This is a genomic window from Agrobacterium sp. CMT1 (assembly GCF_037203725.1).
Classification (GTDB): domain Bacteria; phylum Pseudomonadota; class Alphaproteobacteria; order Rhizobiales; family Rhizobiaceae; genus Agrobacterium; species Agrobacterium pusense.
On the sequence record NZ_JBBCAR010000001.1, the window covers coordinates 219182 to 235517 of the forward strand.

Genomic DNA, 16336 nt, shown 5'->3' on the forward strand with positions numbered 1-16336 from the left:
TGAGCGGTTGTTCCGATCAATTGACTGTCAGTGGGTGGGTTACCCCCCTCTGCCCTGCCGGGCATCTCCCCCTCAAGGGGGGAGATCGGCCAGCGGCGCTACCACCGCTCCATTCGCAAACTTTGAGATGGGCGAGACCTCGCCTCAGGTCGATCTCCCCCCTTGAGGGGGAGATGTCCGGCAGGACAGAGGGGGGTGAACCCACCCACTGAACCTCAATAAGGCGCTTCCACCTTCCCCGTGCTCACATAAACCGTCTTCAACTCACTATAATGCTCCAGCGCCGACGCCGAATTCTCGCGGCCGAAGCCGGATTGCTTGGAGCCGCCGAAGGGGATTTCCACCGGGCAGAGATTGTACGTATTGATCCACAACGTGCCCGCCTCCAGCTGATCCACCACGCGATGGGCGCGGACGAGATCAGCGGTAAAGACGCCGCCGGCCAGCCCGAATTCGGTGGCGTTGGCGCGGGCGAGAACCTCTTCCTCGTCATCAAAATCCAACACACACATGACGGGCCCGAAGATTTCCTCGCGGGCGATCGTCATGTCGTCGGTCACGTCGGCGAACACGGTGGGCTGCACATAAGTGCCCTCGCCCGCAACATTGTTGGGGATGCCGCCGCCGGTGATGAGCGTCGCACCTTCCGCCTTGCCCTTTTCGATATAACCGAGAACCTTCTCCTGCTGGGCCTTGGAGACCAGCGGGCCGAGATGGGTGGCGTAATCGAGGGGATCGCCGAGGATCATTGCTTCCGTGCGGCTTTTCAGGTTTTCGAGGAAGCGGGCCTTTGCCTTTTTCTGCACGAAGACACGCGTTCCGTTGGAGCACACCTGCCCGGAGGAGTAGAAATTGCCGAGCATCGCACCGCCGACGGCGCTTTCGATATCGGCATCATCGAAGACGATCAGCGGCGACTTGCCGCCGAGTTCCATCGTGACATGCTTCAGATGCCCGGCGGCAGCGGCGGCCACCTTGCGGCCGGTCGGCACCGAGCCGGTAAGCGAGACCTTCGCCACATCCGGGTGATTGACGAGCAGCGGCCCCGTATCACGATCCCCCTGAATGACATTGAACAAGCCTTTGGGCAGACCCGCTTCGATAAGGATTTCAGCAATCTTCAGCGCGCCGAGCGGAGTGTTTTCAGAAGGCTTGAAGACCATGGCATTGCCGGCGACGAGCGCAGGCGCGGCCTTCCAGCAGGCGATCTGCTGCGGATAGTTCCACGCGCCGATACCGACGCAGACGCCGAGCGGCACACGTTTCGTATAGGCGAAATCGCCGCCGAGCGGGATGTAATCGCCATTCAATGCGGAAGGGGCGATACCGCCGAAAAATTCGAAGGCATCCGCACCCGAGGTCGGATCGGCGACGATGGTTTCCTGAATGGGCTTGCCGGTATCCAGCGTTTCCAGCGTCGAAAGCGCCTCATTGCGTTCGCGCATGATATCGGCGGCGCGTTTGAGGATGCGGCCACGCGCCATGGGGCTCATTGCCGCCCATTCCTTCTGGGCGCGCTTGGCCGAGGCGATGGCACGCTCGACAATCGCCGGCGTTGCGGCGTGAAGCCGGGCGATGATCTCGCCGGTTGCGGGGTAGATGCTCTCGAATGGCGTGCCTGTATTATCCTCGACATAATCGCCGTCGATGAAATGCGAGGCTTTCGGCTGCGCCCTGAGCGGCGTGGCGATGGTCATGTCGAAGTCTCCTAGAGAGTGCGGATGGACGGCTTGGCGCGCTGTCCATCGGGAAAGGATCTGAGCTGCATGTCGAAATAATCCTCGACCAGCGCCGGTGCAGAGGCGAGGCCGAGCGGGGCGGAACGCAGGCTGTGCCTGATATAAAGCCCGTCGATGAGGGCTGCGGCCCCTTCTGCAATGCGTGCGGCATCATCGGGCGGGCAGAGCCGGTTGAGGCTTGCCATGAGGTTGGAGCGCAGGCGGCGGGAATAAATCACCAGCAGCCGGCGGGTTTCTTCCGAGCGCTGCGCCTCAACGTAAAAGGCAAGCCATGCCGCCACCGTTTCGGGCGTGAACTGGTCGCTCTGGAAGGAGACATGGACGATGGCGCTCAGCCTTTCGCGCGGGCCGGAAGCACGGGTCAGCGCCGCCACCGCATCACGCCTGAGATCACGCAGCAGGCTGCGGATGGTCTCCAGCAGGAGCTGCTGCTTGCTGCCGAAATAATGATGCGCAAGCGCCGCCGACACCCCCGCTTCCCGGGCGATGTCAGACATTGTCACATTCAACGAGCCATGGTGGCCTATGGTGCGCAGCGCCGCATCCACGAGCGCTTTTCGGCGCAGAGGCTCCATTCCGACCTTGGGCATGACGATCTCCTTGAGGGCGGTAAAATATTCTTGATTGACTGATCAATCAATAAAAAATGCGCCATTCCGTGTCGCTATTTTGCTGTAAATCAATTCTTTCTCATCGGACGGACCCTGGTTTCTGCAATGGCCGGCGCGTGAGGATCATCTCCATGCTCCCGGCGCGGTCACGGGGGAAAAACTAAACCGTGATATACTGCGAATTGGGAATGGAACACGTTCCGTGCTAATATCCCAGCTGATACAAATTTCGCTGGAAGCGGCGCCAGACGAAAGACAATAAAAACGCCCGCCCTAGACCACGACGGCAGCCGATACCCATCCGGGCATCGAATGACCGTTCGCAGTGTTTAAAGAAGGGAGTGATATCATGCCAATGGTGACAGTATCGATTTCCCCGGAACAGGCAGCGAGAATGCGCGAAGCCGTCAATTGCGGGGCTTATGCATCCGGTAGCGAGGTCGTCAGGGAAGCGCTGCGATTATGGGCGGCATCTGGCGCACACGGTATGGGCGCGAAGTCCAGGGAACCCGTGGAAGCCGACCGGGAGCGGGTGAACGTGGCTGATCTCTATGCCGCGCACTCAGGACATGTCCGCCGGGCGTGAGGCCCGGCTACTACCCCATATATCAAGGGGGTTGCAACAAAACGTTCATCAAAGCTTCACAGACGTGAAAGCTTTTGTTGACCTGTAATCTGCGATTGTTCGCCGCAAAAGAGAAAGGCTCTCCTTACCTCAGCCACGGAAGGAAAGCCGTAATAGCGGAGAACAGAAATGCAGGCCGTTACGCTGGAAAACGATGCCGTAAGGCGATTTGCCTCCGGGCACATGTTTCCCATGGCGAAGCTCGTGCTGGAAACCGCGTTTCAGCCGATCGTCGAGGCGACGACGGGCACTATTTTCGGTTATGAATCACTGATGCGCGGCCACGACCGGCTCGGTTTTTCCGATCCGCTGGCGCTTCTCGACCAGGCGGCGCAGGGCGGCGAACTCAAGGCTTTCGAGCAGATGCTGGCGAGCCGCGCGCTGGCGAAATTCTCCACCCTGCCTGACTTTTCCTCCGCCACCCTATTTCTCAACCTCGATGTGCGGCTGATCGCGCAGGGCGACGCCATTCTCGACAAGCTTGTGGGCCATCTGGCGCGCGCGGGTATTCCCCCCTCCTCCATCTGCTTCGAGCTTTCCGAACGCTTCGACAATACAAGCGTCCCCGAATTCACGACGCTGATTGCCCGCATGCGGAAAGAGGGCTTCAAGCTGGCGATCGACGATTTTGGCGCGGGACACGGCGAGATGAAGCTTCTGTGCGATTTTCCGCTGGACTATCTGAAGATCGACCGGCACTTCATCACCGGCGTCGATTATCTGCCGCGCAAGCAGCATCTTGTCCGCAGCATCGTCAATATTGCCCATGTTCTGGGGGTGCGGGTCATCGCCGAGGGCATTGAAACGGAAGCGGAGTTCCTGACGTGTCGCGAATTCGGCGTCGACCTGGTGCAGGGCTGGCTGATCGCCAGGCCAACGGTCTTCACCAGCGAGTTGCCGGAGAGCTTTCCCCACATCAACCGCATCGGCGTGGCGCGGCGCAACAGCCAGACTCTGGATGAGATCCTGATCCGACGTGAAATCGAACGACTTCCCACCGTCTTCGAACATGACAGCGTCGACAGCGTCTTCGAGCTCTTCCGGAGAAACCCGCAGCAGGCGTTTTTTCCGGTTCTCAATGCCAACGGCGAACCGCGCGGCGTCATCAACGAATATCACCTCAAGGAATACATCTACCGACCCTTTGGCCGTGACCTGCTCAAGAACAAGATCTATGAGCGCACCATCTCCCATTTCGTCGACGCCGCGCCGATCGTCGGTCTCGATGCCGATGCCGACCAGTTGATGAACATGTTCGCCAGCATGGGCGGCAGCGCCTGCATCATCCTGACCGAAAACATGCGTTACGCCGGCATCGTTTCCGCCGCTTCGCTGATCAAGGTCATCAACGAAAAGCAGCTCAAGATGGCGCAGGACCAGAACCCGCTGACAGCACTGCCGGGCAACCGCGCGATTGGCGGCTTCATCGCCGACCGCTGCAGCGATGGCGACGAGACACGCTTCTTCTGCTATTGCGACTTCGACAACTTCAAACCCTTCAACGACAAATACGGCTTCAACGCCGGCGACCACGCCATCACCCTGTTTTCAGCACTGATGCGCCGTTACTTTTTTGCCGGCGACTGCTTCCTCGGACATATTGGCGGTGATGACTTCTTCATCGGCGTGCGCGACTGGGCGGTGGAAGACCTGACGGAAATACTCGAGCGGCTGCTCAGCGATTTTCACGACGATGTCGCTGAACTGTATTCGGCCGAGGATCGCGAGGCGGGCTGCATGAAGGGCCAGGACCGGCACGGCAATGAGCGGGACTTCGCGCTGCTGCGCTGTTCCATTGGCGTTCTGAGCTTGCCCAAAGGATTGATCATCGCCAATCCCGAGCGCATCGGCAGCGAGATCGCAGGCGTTAAGGCGGCTGCGAAGGAAAATGACAGCGGCCTCGTCATCCGGGTCTTCGGCGAGACAAATTGACACCAGTGACAAACGGCCTTCTTCCCTAAGCGGCGCATCTGACCTACATCTTCAGGCGACGCCGATAGTGAGGAGTTGCCCCTGACCATGCCCGACCCCAAGACCCTGCCCGAAAAAATGCGTTTCATCGACCTTCCCTTCCATGGCGGTCCGGAAGTGATGCGTCTTTCGCAAGCGCCTTTGCCGAAGCCCGCGAAAGGCGAGGTTCTGGTGAAGGTCGAAGCAGCAGGCGTCAACCGGCCGGATGTCGCGCAGCGCCAGGGCACCTATCCGCCACCGAAGGATGCAAGTCCGATCCTCGGCCTTGAGATCGCCGGCGAGGTGGTGGCGCTGGGCGAAGGCGTCGATGAATTCAATCTTGGCGACAGGGTCTGCGCGCTCGCCAATGGCGGCGGTTATGCGCAATATTGCGCCGTTCCCGCTGGGCAGGCCCTGCCCTTCCCCAAAGGTTATGATGCCGTCAAAGCCGCAGCCTTGCCGGAAACCTTCTTCACCGTCTGGGCCAATCTCTTTCAGATGGCGGGCCTGACCGAAGGTGAAACCGTGCTCATCCATGGCGGCACCAGCGGCATCGGCACGACGGCGATCCAGCTTGCCAAAGCATTCGGCGCGGAAGTTTATGCCACGGCGGGCTCTGCGGAAAAATGCGAGGCCTGTGTGAAGCTCGGCGCCAAACGGGCGATCAATTACCGCGACGAGGATTTCACCGAAGTCGTGAAATCCGAAACCGGCGGCAAGGGCGTCGATGTCGTTCTCGACATGATCGGTGCTGCCTATTTCGAAAAGAACCTTGCGGCGCTGGCCAAGGATGGTTGCCTGTCCATCATCGCCTTTCTCGGGGGCGCCGTGGCCGACAAGGTCAACCTCACGCCAATCATGGTCAAGCGCCTGACCGTCACCGGCTCCACCATGCGCCCGCGCACGGCGGACGAGAAACGCGCCATCCGTGACGATCTCGTGGATCAGGTCTGGCCGCTGATCGAAAGCGGCCAGGTCGCACCGGTCATCAACCGCGTCTTCACACTGGATGAGGTTGCGGAAGCGCACCGGCTGATGGAAAGCAGCAGCCATATCGGCAAGATCGTGATGCGAGTCGACTAGGTGCTGCAGAGTAAGTTCTCAGTTAGCCCTCTTGCATTACTCACGAATCGTACTACCTTCTAGTTATGTTCAACGTATCGGAAGGAGGTGATCCAATGTCTAGTGAGATTTCGGTCTCTGGTGCAGGCAATGGAAAGGGTGTGTTTTCGACGGGGCAGCCCTCGTTGTAAACCTCTTCTGCCTTCGGAACGTTGAGAAACAGTCCCGGGTCTGTAAACAGGACCAAACTCATGGAAGGGTCGCTTAGGCGGCCCTTTTCCGTTTCTGGATTTATGGGCGGGTACGTATGCTTGGCTCATCTCCGTGTAGCTTCTCCCTCATCTGTGTGCCTCACCCTCCTGCCTCATCTCTGTGCTTGTCACAGAGATCCAGCCAGACCAAGTCTTTGGGCTGGAAGGAGTCTTTTCGCCGCGCAGACGCGCGTCGGCTGGATTCCTGTGACAAGCACAGGAATGAGGGTGTGGGATATGCTAGCGCTGTAAATTCGGCATCTTGTGTTGCTCGCGATACGTCTCTTCCGTCATGCCGGGCTTGACCCGGCATCCAGCCGGCGCGCGTCTGCGCGACGAGAGGACTCCTTTAAGCCCAAGGACTTGGGCTGGCTGGATACCGGCTCAATGCCGGTATGACGGAGAACTGGGGAGAGCGACAAATCATCGACCCTAAACGGCCGTCACCTCTTCCTTATTTCTTCCCGAACACCTTCCACCGCGTCGGGCGGAACCGCAGTTCGGCACCCACCGCCACGGCGGCGTTGAGCGGCACTTCGATTTCGAGGTGGTAGGGTTCATGGCCGTTATTGGCGATGTCGATTTCGGCGATGCGGGTGCCGGCCAGGCGGCGACAGGTGGTGACCTTGCCGTAAAGCGCGTCCTTTTCGTCCGTCAGCACCACGTCTTCCGGCCGGAAGAACAATTCGCCCTCGCCTGCGCCGCTTTCGTTTACGCCGATGCTTTCGCCCTGGAACAGCACATGGCCATCACGGATGGTGACCGGCAGGCTGGAGGATTCGCCGATGAAAGAGAAGACGAAGGGCGAGTTCGGCGTGTCGTAGACGTCATCGGCGGTGCCGACCTGCTCGATCTTGCCCTGGCTCATGACGACGACGCGGTCCGCCAGTTCCAGCGCCTCTTCCTGATCGTGGGTGACGAAGACGGTGGTGTGGCCGGTGCGGTCGTGGAATTCGCGCAGCCAGCGGCGCAACTCCTTGCGCACCTTGGCATCCAGCGCACCGAAGGGTTCATCGAGAAGCAGCACCTTCGGTTCGATGGCGACGGCGCGGGCGAGCGCCACCCGCTGGCGCTGGCCACCCGAGAGCTGCGAGGGGTAGCGTTTTTCAAGCCCGGAAAGGTGCACCATGTCGAGAAGCTCGGACACGCGCTTGCGGATTTCCGCTTTTGGCGGACGCTTGGCGGAGGGTCGCACCTTCAAGCCGAAAGCAATGTTGTCTGCCACCGTCATGTGGCGAAACAGCGCGTAATGCTGGAAAACGAAACCGACATTGCGCTCCTGCACGGTGCGGTGCGAGGCGTCTTCGTCGCCGAAGAAAATCTGGCCCGTCGTCGGCTGCTCAAGACCGGCAATCAGACGCAGCAGCGTCGTCTTGCCGGAACCGGAAGGACCAAGCAGCGCGATCAGCTCGCCCGAGCGAATGTTGAGCGATACGTCGTTCAGCGCCGGAAAGCGATCAAACTGCTTGGTGATGCCGGAAACTTTCACTTCCATGAAGATGCCTTTCAATGCTTGCCGGCTGCGTTGCCCGCGCCAAAGCGTATTTCGAGAATGGTTTTGAGAACGAGGGTCACCAGAGCCAGACCGGCGAGCAGCGTAGCGACGGCGAAGGATGCGCCGATATTGTACTCATTATAGAGTATCTCGACATGCAGCGGCATGGTATTGGTCTCGCCGCGAATATGGCCTGACACCACCGAGACGGCGCCGAACTCGCCCATGGCGCGGGCGTTGCAGAGTAGCACGCCATAAAGCAGGCCCCATTTGATGTTCGGCAGCGTGACGTACCAGAAGGTCTGCCAGCCGGATGCGCCAAGCGAAATCGCCGCTTCCTCGTCACCATTGCCCTGATCCTGCATCAGCGGGATCAACTCGCGCGCGACAAAGGGAAAGGTGACGAAGATGGTGGCGAGCACGATGCCCGGCACCGCAAAGAGGATCTCGATGCCGTAACTCTTCAGCCATGGGCCGAGCACGCTGTGCGAGGAAAACAGGATGACGTAGACCAGACCTGATATGACCGGAGAGATCGAGAATGGCAGGTCGATCAGCGTGATCAGGAATGCCTTGCCCTTGAACTCGAATTTCGCGATGGCCCAGGCGGCCGCTACTCCAAAAATGAGGTTGAGCGGCACCGAAATAGCGGCGACGAGCAGCGTCAGGCGAATGGCGGAAAGCGCATCCGGCTCGAAAATCGCCTCCCAGAAGCTTTCCGTGCCCTTGCGGAATGCTTCGAAGAAGACCGAAACCAGGGGCAGGACGAGAAATGCGGCGAGGAAGACGAAGGCGATGGCGATCAGTGCCAGCCGCGCTGGCAGGCTCTCGCTGGCGGGATCGCGGAACGGACGCGGCGTGGTGCGAGAAACAGTCTCAGACATAACCGTACCTCTTGCGGCTCCAGGCCTGAATGAGATTGATGAGGAACAGCATGGCAAAGGAGATGATCAGCATGATGGTGGCGATGCCGGTCGCAGCCGCATAATTGAACTCCTCCAGCCTGATAACGATGAGGAGCGGCGCGATTTCCGAGACGTAGGGAATATTGCCGGCAATGAAGATGACGGAGCCGTATTCGCCAACACCGCGCGCAAAAGCGAGCGCAAAACCTGTGAGAATGGCGGGGGTGAGGCTCGGCAACAGAATGCGGGTGATGGTCTGGAAACGGTTCGCGCCGAGCGTTGCCGCCACCTCCTCCACCTGCCGGTCGATCTCCTCCATCACCGGCTGCACGGTGCGGACGACGAAGGGCAGACCGATGAAGATCAGCGCGATGACGATACCGGTCGGCGTGAACGCAATCTTGATGCCATAGGGCTCAAACAGCGAACCGACCCAGCCGCGATTGGCGTAAAGCGCCGTCAACGCAATGCCCGCGACCGCCGTTGGAAGCGCAAAGGGAAGGTCCACGATGGCATCCACGAAGCGGCGACCGGGAAAGCGGTAACGTGTGAGAACCCAGGCGACGATGACGCCGAAGACCACATTGACCAATGCGGCGAGGAACGCCGTGCCAAAACTGACGCGCAACGCATTCAGCGTACGGCTATCCGTGGCAATCGCAATGAAATCTGCAAAACCGAGTTTCGCCGTGGACCAGATAAGGCCGCCAAGCGGAATAAGAATGATGAGAAACAGATAGGTGACGGTGTAACCAAACGTCAGGCCGAAGCCCGGTATGACGCTCGACTGCCGCCACTTCCACCTGCTTCCGGAAATATTATTGCTCATCAAGGCTCCGGATAATCTTAGTTTTTGAACATTTCCGGGACAGTCAACCGAGGTCTGCCCGTCCTGGAGGTGCTCTCTGGGAGCCGGTATTCCCCCGGCGCTTATTATAAAGTATCGACCGGCATGGCGTCCGGTCGATCAGGTTCTGATTTGTCTTGTCCCGTGGGACGGGGTGAGTACGTTTCACCCCATCATCCGCTTACTTCGCGGGCTTGTAAATCTGGTCGAAGATGCCGCCGTCACCAAAATGTTCCGGCTGCGCCTTTGCCCAACCGCCGAAGATCGGGTCGTCAATGGTGACGAGCTTGATGTCAGGCAGCTGCTTCAGCAGGTCCTTGGAGACAACGGCCGGGTTGGACGGACGATAGAAGTGCTTGGCCGCAATATTCTGGCCCTCGTCGGAATAGAGATATTGCAGATAGGCTTCGGCTGCCTTGCGGGTGCCCTTGGCGTCGACATTGGCGTCAACCACGGCGACCGGCGGCTCGGCAAGGATCGAGATCGGCGGAACGACGATATCGAAAGCGTCAGCGCCGAATTCCTGGCCGGCCAGATAGGCTTCGTTTTCCCAGGCGAGCAGCACGTCGCCGATCTGGCGCTGTGCGAAGGTTACCGTGGAACCACGGGCGCCGGTGTCGAGAACCGGAGCGCGCTTGTAGAGCTCGCCGACATAGGCCTTGATCTTGTCCTTGTCGCCCTTGAATTCTTCATTCGCCCAGGCCCAGGCCGCGAGATAGTTCCAGCGCGCACCGCCCGAGGTCTTCGGGTTCGGCGTCACGATCTGCACGTCGCCCTTCACCAGATCGCCCCAGTTATGGATGCCTTTCGGGTTACCCTTGCGAACGAGGAAAACGATGGTGGAGGTGTAAGGGGAGGAATTATGCGGCAGGCGGCCGCGCCAGTCCTTGTTGATCTTGCCGGAATTCTGCACGATGGCGTCGATGTCACTCTGCAGCGCCAACGTCACGACGTCGGCTTCCAGACCGTCGATGACCGAACGAGCCTGCTTGCCGGAGCCGCCATGCGACTGCTGGATGGTGACGTCCTCGCCGGTGTCGGCCTTCCACTTCTTGGCGAAGGCTTCGTTGAAATCCTTATAGAGTTCACGGGTCGGATCATAGGACACGTTCAGCAGCTTGGTCTGCGCCGCGGCCGAGCCAGCTGCGCCAAGTGCCAGTGAGAGGCTGAGCGCGACAACGCTCAAACCGGACAGAAGCTTGGACATCGGTATTCCCTCCTGATTGCGATGGCTTAACTCTACCGGTTGAGTAGAGTTGGTCAATGAGGCCGAATACGATCGAAAAAGTGTTTCCCTTGAGCGTTTCTCCGGGCAACAAATACAGCGCAGCATAAGCGAAAGGCGCAACAAGCGTCGTGTAAAACTTTGCTGAATGCAAAAGCGTTTCACATTTTTGCCGGTTTTTTGCCGCGATGGCGAAAAATATTGAGGTGTTTTAGACGAATTTTTCGTCAGGCCGTCAAAAGCTCGGGCACTTCGACACCGGCCACCGCATCCGCAACGGTGGTGTTGAACAGGATGTTGCGCGTCGCATCGGCCACACGGGCGAAGACATGGCGGATCTCGCACTGCTTCTCGCCGTCGCAATCCTCGCAGCGGCGATAGGCGGTCTGGGAGAGGCAAGGCAGAGGAGCAAGGGGGCCATCAATGAGCCGCAGCACCTCGCCGAAAGTAATATCATCCGCCGGGCGTGCTAGAAGATAACCACCCTGCTTGCCACGCCGGCTTTCGACAAGGCGTTCCTTCTTCATTTCGAGAAGGATCTGCTCCAGAAACTTTTTCGGAATGGCCTGTTCGCGGGCAATGTCGGAAATCTGCACAGGACAGCCACCGTCGGCCTTGGCCAGCGAGAGAAGCGCCCTCAGCGCATATTTTGCCTTCTGCGAAATCATCGTAAAACCAGTAGATCACAAGCCCGGATACCCGGCAATCACGGCTTAGCGCAGAAGTTGTCACAATTCAAATCCAGGCTGCGAACAAGGTGAACGGGCATCTTTTGCTCATAGCACGCGCGCGAGAGGCATTTTTGCTCTGAAGTGCAGCGCACAAAGACTGTCATTTCTCGTCCAAAGCGCCGATTTCAACAATAATCGGCCATGGAAATCCCGGACGTGACAATGACCATCAATTCAGCAAATGCCTCTGCCGATGCCGCTTCCCTTGATGCCACGCTTGCCGGGCTCGATCTGGCGGGTCGGCTTTCATTTATCGCCGGCCTCGGCGGGCGCGCGGTCTTCACCACCAGCCTCGGCATCGAGGATCAGGTCATCACCGCCGCGATCGGCACCCACCGCCTGCCGATCGACGTTGTCACGCTGGAAACTGGCCGTCTTTTCAAGGAAACCGTCGATCTCATCGATGAAACCGAGGAGCGTTTCGGCATCGAAATCCGTCGTTTCCGTCCCGAACAGGACGATATAGACGCCTACGCCGCAAAATACGGTCTCAACGGCTTTTACGAAAGCGTTGAGGCGCGTCATGCCTGCTGTCATGTCAGAAAGCTGATCCCGCTCGGCAAGGCGCTTGATGGTGCCGCCTTCTGGATCACCGGCCTCCGTCGCGGCCAGTCGGGCAATCGCGCCACGACGCCGTTTGCCGAATTCGATGCGGATCGCAATCTCATCAAGATCAACCCTTTGGCTGACTGGGATATCGATCTCATCAAGGCGCATGTCGCCCAGGAGAACATCCCCATCAATCCGTTGCATCAGCGCGGTTACCCGTCCATCGGCTGCGAGCCGTGTACGCGCGCCATCAAGCCCGGTGAGCCTGAGCGCGCCGGACGATGGTGGTGGGAAAACGACGAGAAGCGCGAATGCGGTCTTCACGTCGCCGGTGCGGAGCAGACCTCCGCCGTTTCCGCCATCCCGCAACGATAATCATTCAGTACATTCCCGGAGTTCACAATGTCCAACGCAGTCCACGAGACGGACAGCAAGAATACTGTCGCATCCAAGCCGCCGCTCGATCCCCATCTGAAGGCGCTTGAAAACGAAGCTATTCATATCTTTCGCGAAGTCGCAGCCGAATTCGACAAGCCCGTGATGCTCTATTCCATCGGCAAGGACTCGTCCGTGCTGCTGCATCTCGCGCGCAAGGCGTTCTTCCCCGGCCGCATTCCCTTCCCGCTGCTGCACGTCAATACCGGCTGGAAGTTCAAGGAGATGATCGAATTCCGCGACAATATCGTCAAGGAATACGATCTGGAGCTGATCTCCCATACCAATCCGCGCGGCGCGGCGGAAAACATCACGCCCTTCACCCACGGCTCGGCGCTTTACACCGACATCATGAAGACGGAAGCCCTGCGTCAGGCACTGGATGCCGGCCAGTTCGACGCAGCCTTCGGTGGTGCGCGCCGCGACGAAGAGGCGAGCCGTGCCAAGGAACGCATCTACTCTTTCCGTACGCCCGACCATAAGTGGGACCCGCGCAACCAGCGGCCGGAACTGTGGAACATCTATAACGGCATGGTCCGCAAGGGCGAAAGCGTGCGCGCCTTCCCGCTCTCCAACTGGACCGAAGTGGATATCTGGCGTTACATCGAAGCGGAAAACATTCCTCTGGTGCCGCTCTATTACGCCGCTGAGCGCCCCTATATCGAGCGCGACGGCATGATGATCCTTGCTGAAGATGAGCGCCTGGAGCTTCTGCCCGGCGAAGAGATCAAGCGTGGCTCGATCCGCTTCCGCACGCTCGGCTGCTTCCCGCTCACCGGTGCGATCCGTTCCGAGGCGGCGACGCTTCAGGATGTGATTGCCGAGCTCGAAATCGCCACTGTTTCCGAACGTCAGGGCCGCGCGATTGACCGCGACCAGTCCGGCTCGATGGAGAAGAAGAAGCGCGAGGGCTATTTCTGATGACCGCTTCTGCCACCACCAACGTTTCCACGGCCACCATTTTGCCCTTTGCCGAACATTCGAAAGCAGCGCGCGACACCCGCCCGCTTCGTCTCATCACCTGCGGCAGCGTGGATGACGGCAAATCGACCCTGATCGGCCGTCTCCTCTGGGACACCAAGGCCGTCAAGGAAGACCAGGCCGCGACACTGCACCGCGACAGCGGCAAGCAGAACGATCTCGGCCTGCCCGATTTCGCGTTGCTGCTCGACGGTCTTCAGGCGGAGCGCGAGCAGGGCATCACCATCGATGTCGCCTATCGTTATTTCGCCACTGACAGGCGCGCCTTCATCGTGGCCGACACGCCCGGCCATGAGCAATATACCCGCAACATGGCGACCGGCGCTTCGACTGCCGACCTCGCCGTGCTGCTCGTCGATGCCCGTACCGGCATTCTCGAACAGACGCGGCGTCATGCCACCATCGCGGCGCTGATGGGCATCCGGCAATTCGTGCTGGCCGTCAACAAGATCGACCTGACGCATTACGACAAGGCCGGTTTCGAACTGATCGCCCACGAGTTCCGCGATTTCGCATCCGATCTCGGCATCAAGCAGATAACCGCCATTCCGATGTCGGCGCTGAAAGGTGAAAACGTCGTTCTCTCAGGCAAGGCTTCCATGCCCTGGTATGAAGGCCCGACGCTGGTGGAAACGCTGGAACTGGCGACCGTTCGCTCCGCGCAATCGGGCGGCTTCCGCTTTCCCGTACAACGCGTCTCGCGTCCCGGCGAAAGCTTCCGCGGTTATCAGGGCACGGTTGCCGGCGGTTCGGTGAAGCCGGGCGACAGCGTCGTTATCCTGCCTTCCGGCATGGTCGCCAACGTCAAGCAGATCGTCACTTTCGATCTGGTACGCAATGCCGCCGTGGCGGGTGATGCCGTCACTCTCGTTCTCGATCGTCAGGTGGACGTCTCGCGCGGCGACATGATTGTCTCCATCGAGGCGCAGCCTCAGACTGGCCTTGCCTTCGACGCGCAGATCGTGGCTTTGCAGCCCGGAGGCATCGAGGCCGGCAAGCGCTACTGGCTGAAAAGCGGCAGCCGCCGACAGCGTGTCAGTGTGCAGCCCGTCAGCCAGCTGAACCTCAAGGAAGGCGAATGGCAGGCGCATGAAACGTCGCTGCCGATGAACGCCATCGGCAAGGTCAGGCTTTCCTTCGATGAGACGGCGATCTTCGATCCCTATGAGCAGAACCGCTCGACGGGTTCCTTCATCCTGATCGACCCCGACACCAACAATACGGTGGCGGGCGGCATGATATCGGCCAAGCGCAGCGTCGGCGCGACGGAAGAAAAAGGCGACCGGGTCATTCTCTCGCTGCCTGCCGATCTCGCGGAAAAGCTGCTGGCGAGCGAGCTTCTTGCCAAGCACCGCGACGAGATCGACATCCGGCGCACGGATGCGGCAACAGCCTCACGGCTCATCAGCGATCTCGACTGAGAATGCCGGCATGAACGACAAAAGGCGACCACGGTGTGGTCGCCTTTTTGTTTGGGTCCAGTCGTCAGATGCGACTTAAAACACGAACATATAAAGCAGAATGATCACGAAGATCGGAACGCCCATAGCCCACAGTGCAATACCCTTCAGCATGTTATCCTCCATTGTTGTATGTTTGGATAACGGCTGAGGAAGCTTTCCGATCCATCTGCTTTGCGGATTTTTACGGGTTGTTTCTCGGCGGCGCAGAAGGGCGCTCGTTCATTCGGCGTTCATGGGCAAAAGGCGAATTTGCCCTCGGTCGCTCCGCCAAGCGGCCGAACAGAGGCTCGTTGCTTGAAAATGCAGCGGGCCTCTTTTTTGATCGCGATAAGTTGATCACGGCGATGGCCCTGAAACTCAGGGCTCGCGACTGTCACGGGTAACTTCTTGGATTGTGGACCTGAATTGACACTTCTAAGACGGTCCGTGTCGCGCGTCCCCTGAAACAGGCCGCGACATTGGGGCCTGGCGCTTGGCGGAGCGACGGGCCTCTTTTATTCGCGCATACGGAAAACTGGAAGCGCAGGAAGTTGCGACAGCCTACCCAACTGGGCTCCGAGGCATGGGCGACGAATGCATTCAAACCGGCTCTGATGCGACCGGCCCGGTTGATGTATGACGATTTGATATGGAGATTTTCAGCAAGTATCGGGATTTTTTGCAAGCCGCTGATTTATCGGGCTTCTAGCTGGTCGGAGTGAGAGGATTCGAACCTCCGACCCCCACGTCCCGAACGTGGTGCGCTACCAGACTGCGCTACACTCCGTGACCAGCGGCGCTTCTATAGACCAGCCTCCGGCATTCGACAAGCGGCTTATTGCATTTTTTATGACAAGTTTTCCCCACCTGCTGAAACAGCCCCGGCAGGCACCGGCGGCACCGGGCGGAAGGCTTCAAAACGTTACAAAAAAGCAATTGTGGCAGGAAATTTTCATCGGGCCGCACAGCTCCCCTGCCCGCCGCCGCCAAATCTGCTAGGGGAACGGAATGACCGGCGGGATGCCGGACACGGCACAAAGGACATTTCACCATGCTATTTCGCAGCGTAACGCTTGCAGCGTTTGCCATTGCGCTCTCGGCCTGCACCACTTCCACCGATGGCTCCACGCCCTCCTTCACCCAGAAGAGCCCGGTTGAGACCCGTTGGGTCGGCCAGTCCGCAGGTATTTTCTTCGCCAAATTCGGCCCGCCGCTGAGCGACACCGAAAGCGGCAGTTCCACCGTCTACAACTGGCGCGGCGGCTACAAGAAGGCGACGATTCCGGCGAAGTTCGAAGAAGGCAAGGATGGCAAAAAGGGCCGGCAGATTTCGCCCGCCCGCACCGCCTCCCTTTCCTGCACGGTGCAGCTGGTCGTCTCCAGCGATTACAAAATCACCGCCGTGCGCACAATCTCCGATCGCCCGGGCGTCAACGGTCCGAGCTACTGCGCGGAATTCCTCGCCGCCAACTGATCGTCAGCCACAAG

Annotated in this window: 14 protein-coding genes and 1 tRNA gene; 7 read left to right on the forward strand and 8 right to left on the reverse strand. The window is 59.4% G+C overall.

Annotated elements, in window-relative coordinates; translation table 11 throughout:
* Window positions 1-215: 215 nt before the first annotated feature.
* The gene (gene betB, locus WA845_RS01255; protein ID WP_112553416.1) at window positions 216-1697 is read right to left on the reverse strand and encodes a betaine-aldehyde dehydrogenase; all 1482 of its coding nucleotides are present in this window, start codon (window positions 1695-1697) and stop codon (window positions 216-218) included.
* Between the two features lie 11 nt (window positions 1698-1708).
* Window positions 1709-2329: a transcriptional regulator BetI gene (gene betI / locus WA845_RS01260; RefSeq protein WP_006700007.1), complete on the reverse strand. Its 621-nt coding sequence runs from the start codon at window positions 2327-2329 to the stop codon at window positions 1709-1711.
* A 370-nt stretch (window positions 2330-2699) separates the two neighbouring features.
* Here betI and WA845_RS01265 point away from each other — a divergent pair, with 370 nt between their 5' ends.
* The 3 genes from WA845_RS01265 to WA845_RS01275 all read left to right on the forward strand — a co-directional run bounded on the left by WA845_RS01265 (window position 2700) and on the right by WA845_RS01275 (window position 6008).
* The gene (locus tag WA845_RS01265; RefSeq protein ID WP_022555776.1) at window positions 2700-2936 is read left to right on the forward strand and encodes a ribbon-helix-helix domain-containing protein; all 237 of its coding nucleotides are present in this window, start codon (window positions 2700-2702) and stop codon (window positions 2934-2936) included.
* A gap of 168 nt (window positions 2937-3104) precedes the next feature.
* Window positions 3105-4907, forward strand: a complete 1803-nt coding sequence (locus WA845_RS01270; protein WP_112553415.1) for a GGDEF domain-containing protein — start codon at window positions 3105-3107, stop codon at window positions 4905-4907.
* 87 nt (window positions 4908-4994) lie between these two features.
* Window positions 4995-6008 carry a zinc-binding dehydrogenase gene (locus tag WA845_RS01275; RefSeq protein WP_162719110.1) on the forward strand — a complete coding sequence of 338 codons (1014 nt, stop codon included), beginning with the start codon at window positions 4995-4997 and terminating at the stop codon, window positions 6006-6008.
* A gap of 684 nt (window positions 6009-6692) precedes the next feature.
* On the opposite strand, the gene WA845_RS01280 is transcribed toward WA845_RS01275, so the two are convergent.
* The 5 genes from WA845_RS01280 to WA845_RS01300 all read right to left on the reverse strand — a co-directional run bounded on the left by WA845_RS01280 (window position 6693) and on the right by WA845_RS01300 (window position 11378).
* The gene (locus tag WA845_RS01280) at window positions 6693-7733 is read right to left on the reverse strand and encodes a sulfate/molybdate ABC transporter ATP-binding protein (protein WP_006700005.1); all 1041 of its coding nucleotides are present in this window, start codon (window positions 7731-7733) and stop codon (window positions 6693-6695) included.
* An 11-nt stretch (window positions 7734-7744) separates the two neighbouring features.
* Window positions 7745-8617: a sulfate ABC transporter permease subunit CysW gene (gene cysW / locus WA845_RS01285; protein ID WP_022555771.1), complete on the reverse strand. Its 873-nt coding sequence runs from the start codon at window positions 8615-8617 to the stop codon at window positions 7745-7747.
* Window positions 8610-9467, reverse strand: coding sequence for a sulfate ABC transporter permease subunit CysT (cysT, locus tag WA845_RS01290; protein ID WP_006700003.1), 858 nt, complete (start codon window positions 9465-9467; stop codon window positions 8610-8612). The genes cysW and cysT overlap by 8 nt, the downstream gene beginning before the upstream one ends.
* A 199-nt stretch (window positions 9468-9666) precedes the next feature.
* On the reverse strand, window positions 9667-10692 hold the full coding sequence (locus tag WA845_RS01295; RefSeq protein ID WP_004440447.1) for a sulfate ABC transporter substrate-binding protein: 1026 nt from the start codon (window positions 10690-10692) through the stop codon (window positions 9667-9669).
* A 245-nt stretch (window positions 10693-10937) separates the two neighbouring features.
* The gene (locus WA845_RS01300) at window positions 10938-11378 is read right to left on the reverse strand and encodes an RrF2 family transcriptional regulator (RefSeq protein WP_004440445.1); all 441 of its coding nucleotides are present in this window, start codon (window positions 11376-11378) and stop codon (window positions 10938-10940) included.
* A gap of 204 nt (window positions 11379-11582) precedes the next feature.
* Here WA845_RS01300 and WA845_RS01305 point away from each other — a divergent pair, with 204 nt between their 5' ends.
* The 3 genes from WA845_RS01305 to cysN are packed head-to-tail and all read left to right on the forward strand — an operon-like array spanning window position 11583 to window position 14827.
* Window positions 11583-12365 carry a phosphoadenylyl-sulfate reductase gene (locus tag WA845_RS01305; protein WP_162719109.1) on the forward strand — a complete coding sequence of 261 codons (783 nt, stop codon included), beginning with the start codon at window positions 11583-11585 and terminating at the stop codon, window positions 12363-12365.
* 27 nt (window positions 12366-12392) lie between these two features.
* Window positions 12393-13346, forward strand: coding sequence for a sulfate adenylyltransferase subunit CysD (cysD, locus tag WA845_RS01310; protein ID WP_004440441.1), 954 nt, complete (start codon window positions 12393-12395; stop codon window positions 13344-13346).
* Window positions 13346-14827 carry a sulfate adenylyltransferase subunit CysN gene (gene cysN, locus WA845_RS01315; RefSeq protein ID WP_022555767.1) on the forward strand — a complete coding sequence of 494 codons (1482 nt, stop codon included), beginning with the start codon at window positions 13346-13348 and terminating at the stop codon, window positions 14825-14827. Before cysD ends, cysN begins: the two co-directional genes overlap by 1 nt.
* A 731-nt stretch (window positions 14828-15558) precedes the next feature.
* Here the strand turns inward: cysN and WA845_RS01320 are convergent.
* Window positions 15559-15635, reverse strand: a tRNA-Pro gene (locus WA845_RS01320).
* A 264-nt stretch (window positions 15636-15899) separates the two neighbouring features.
* Between WA845_RS01320 and WA845_RS01325 the strand changes: the two genes are divergently transcribed.
* Window positions 15900-16322 (forward strand): hypothetical protein, encoded by a 423-nt coding sequence (locus WA845_RS01325; protein ID WP_006699999.1) that lies wholly within the window; start codon window positions 15900-15902, stop codon window positions 16320-16322.
* Window positions 16323-16336: the final 14 nt, after the last annotated feature.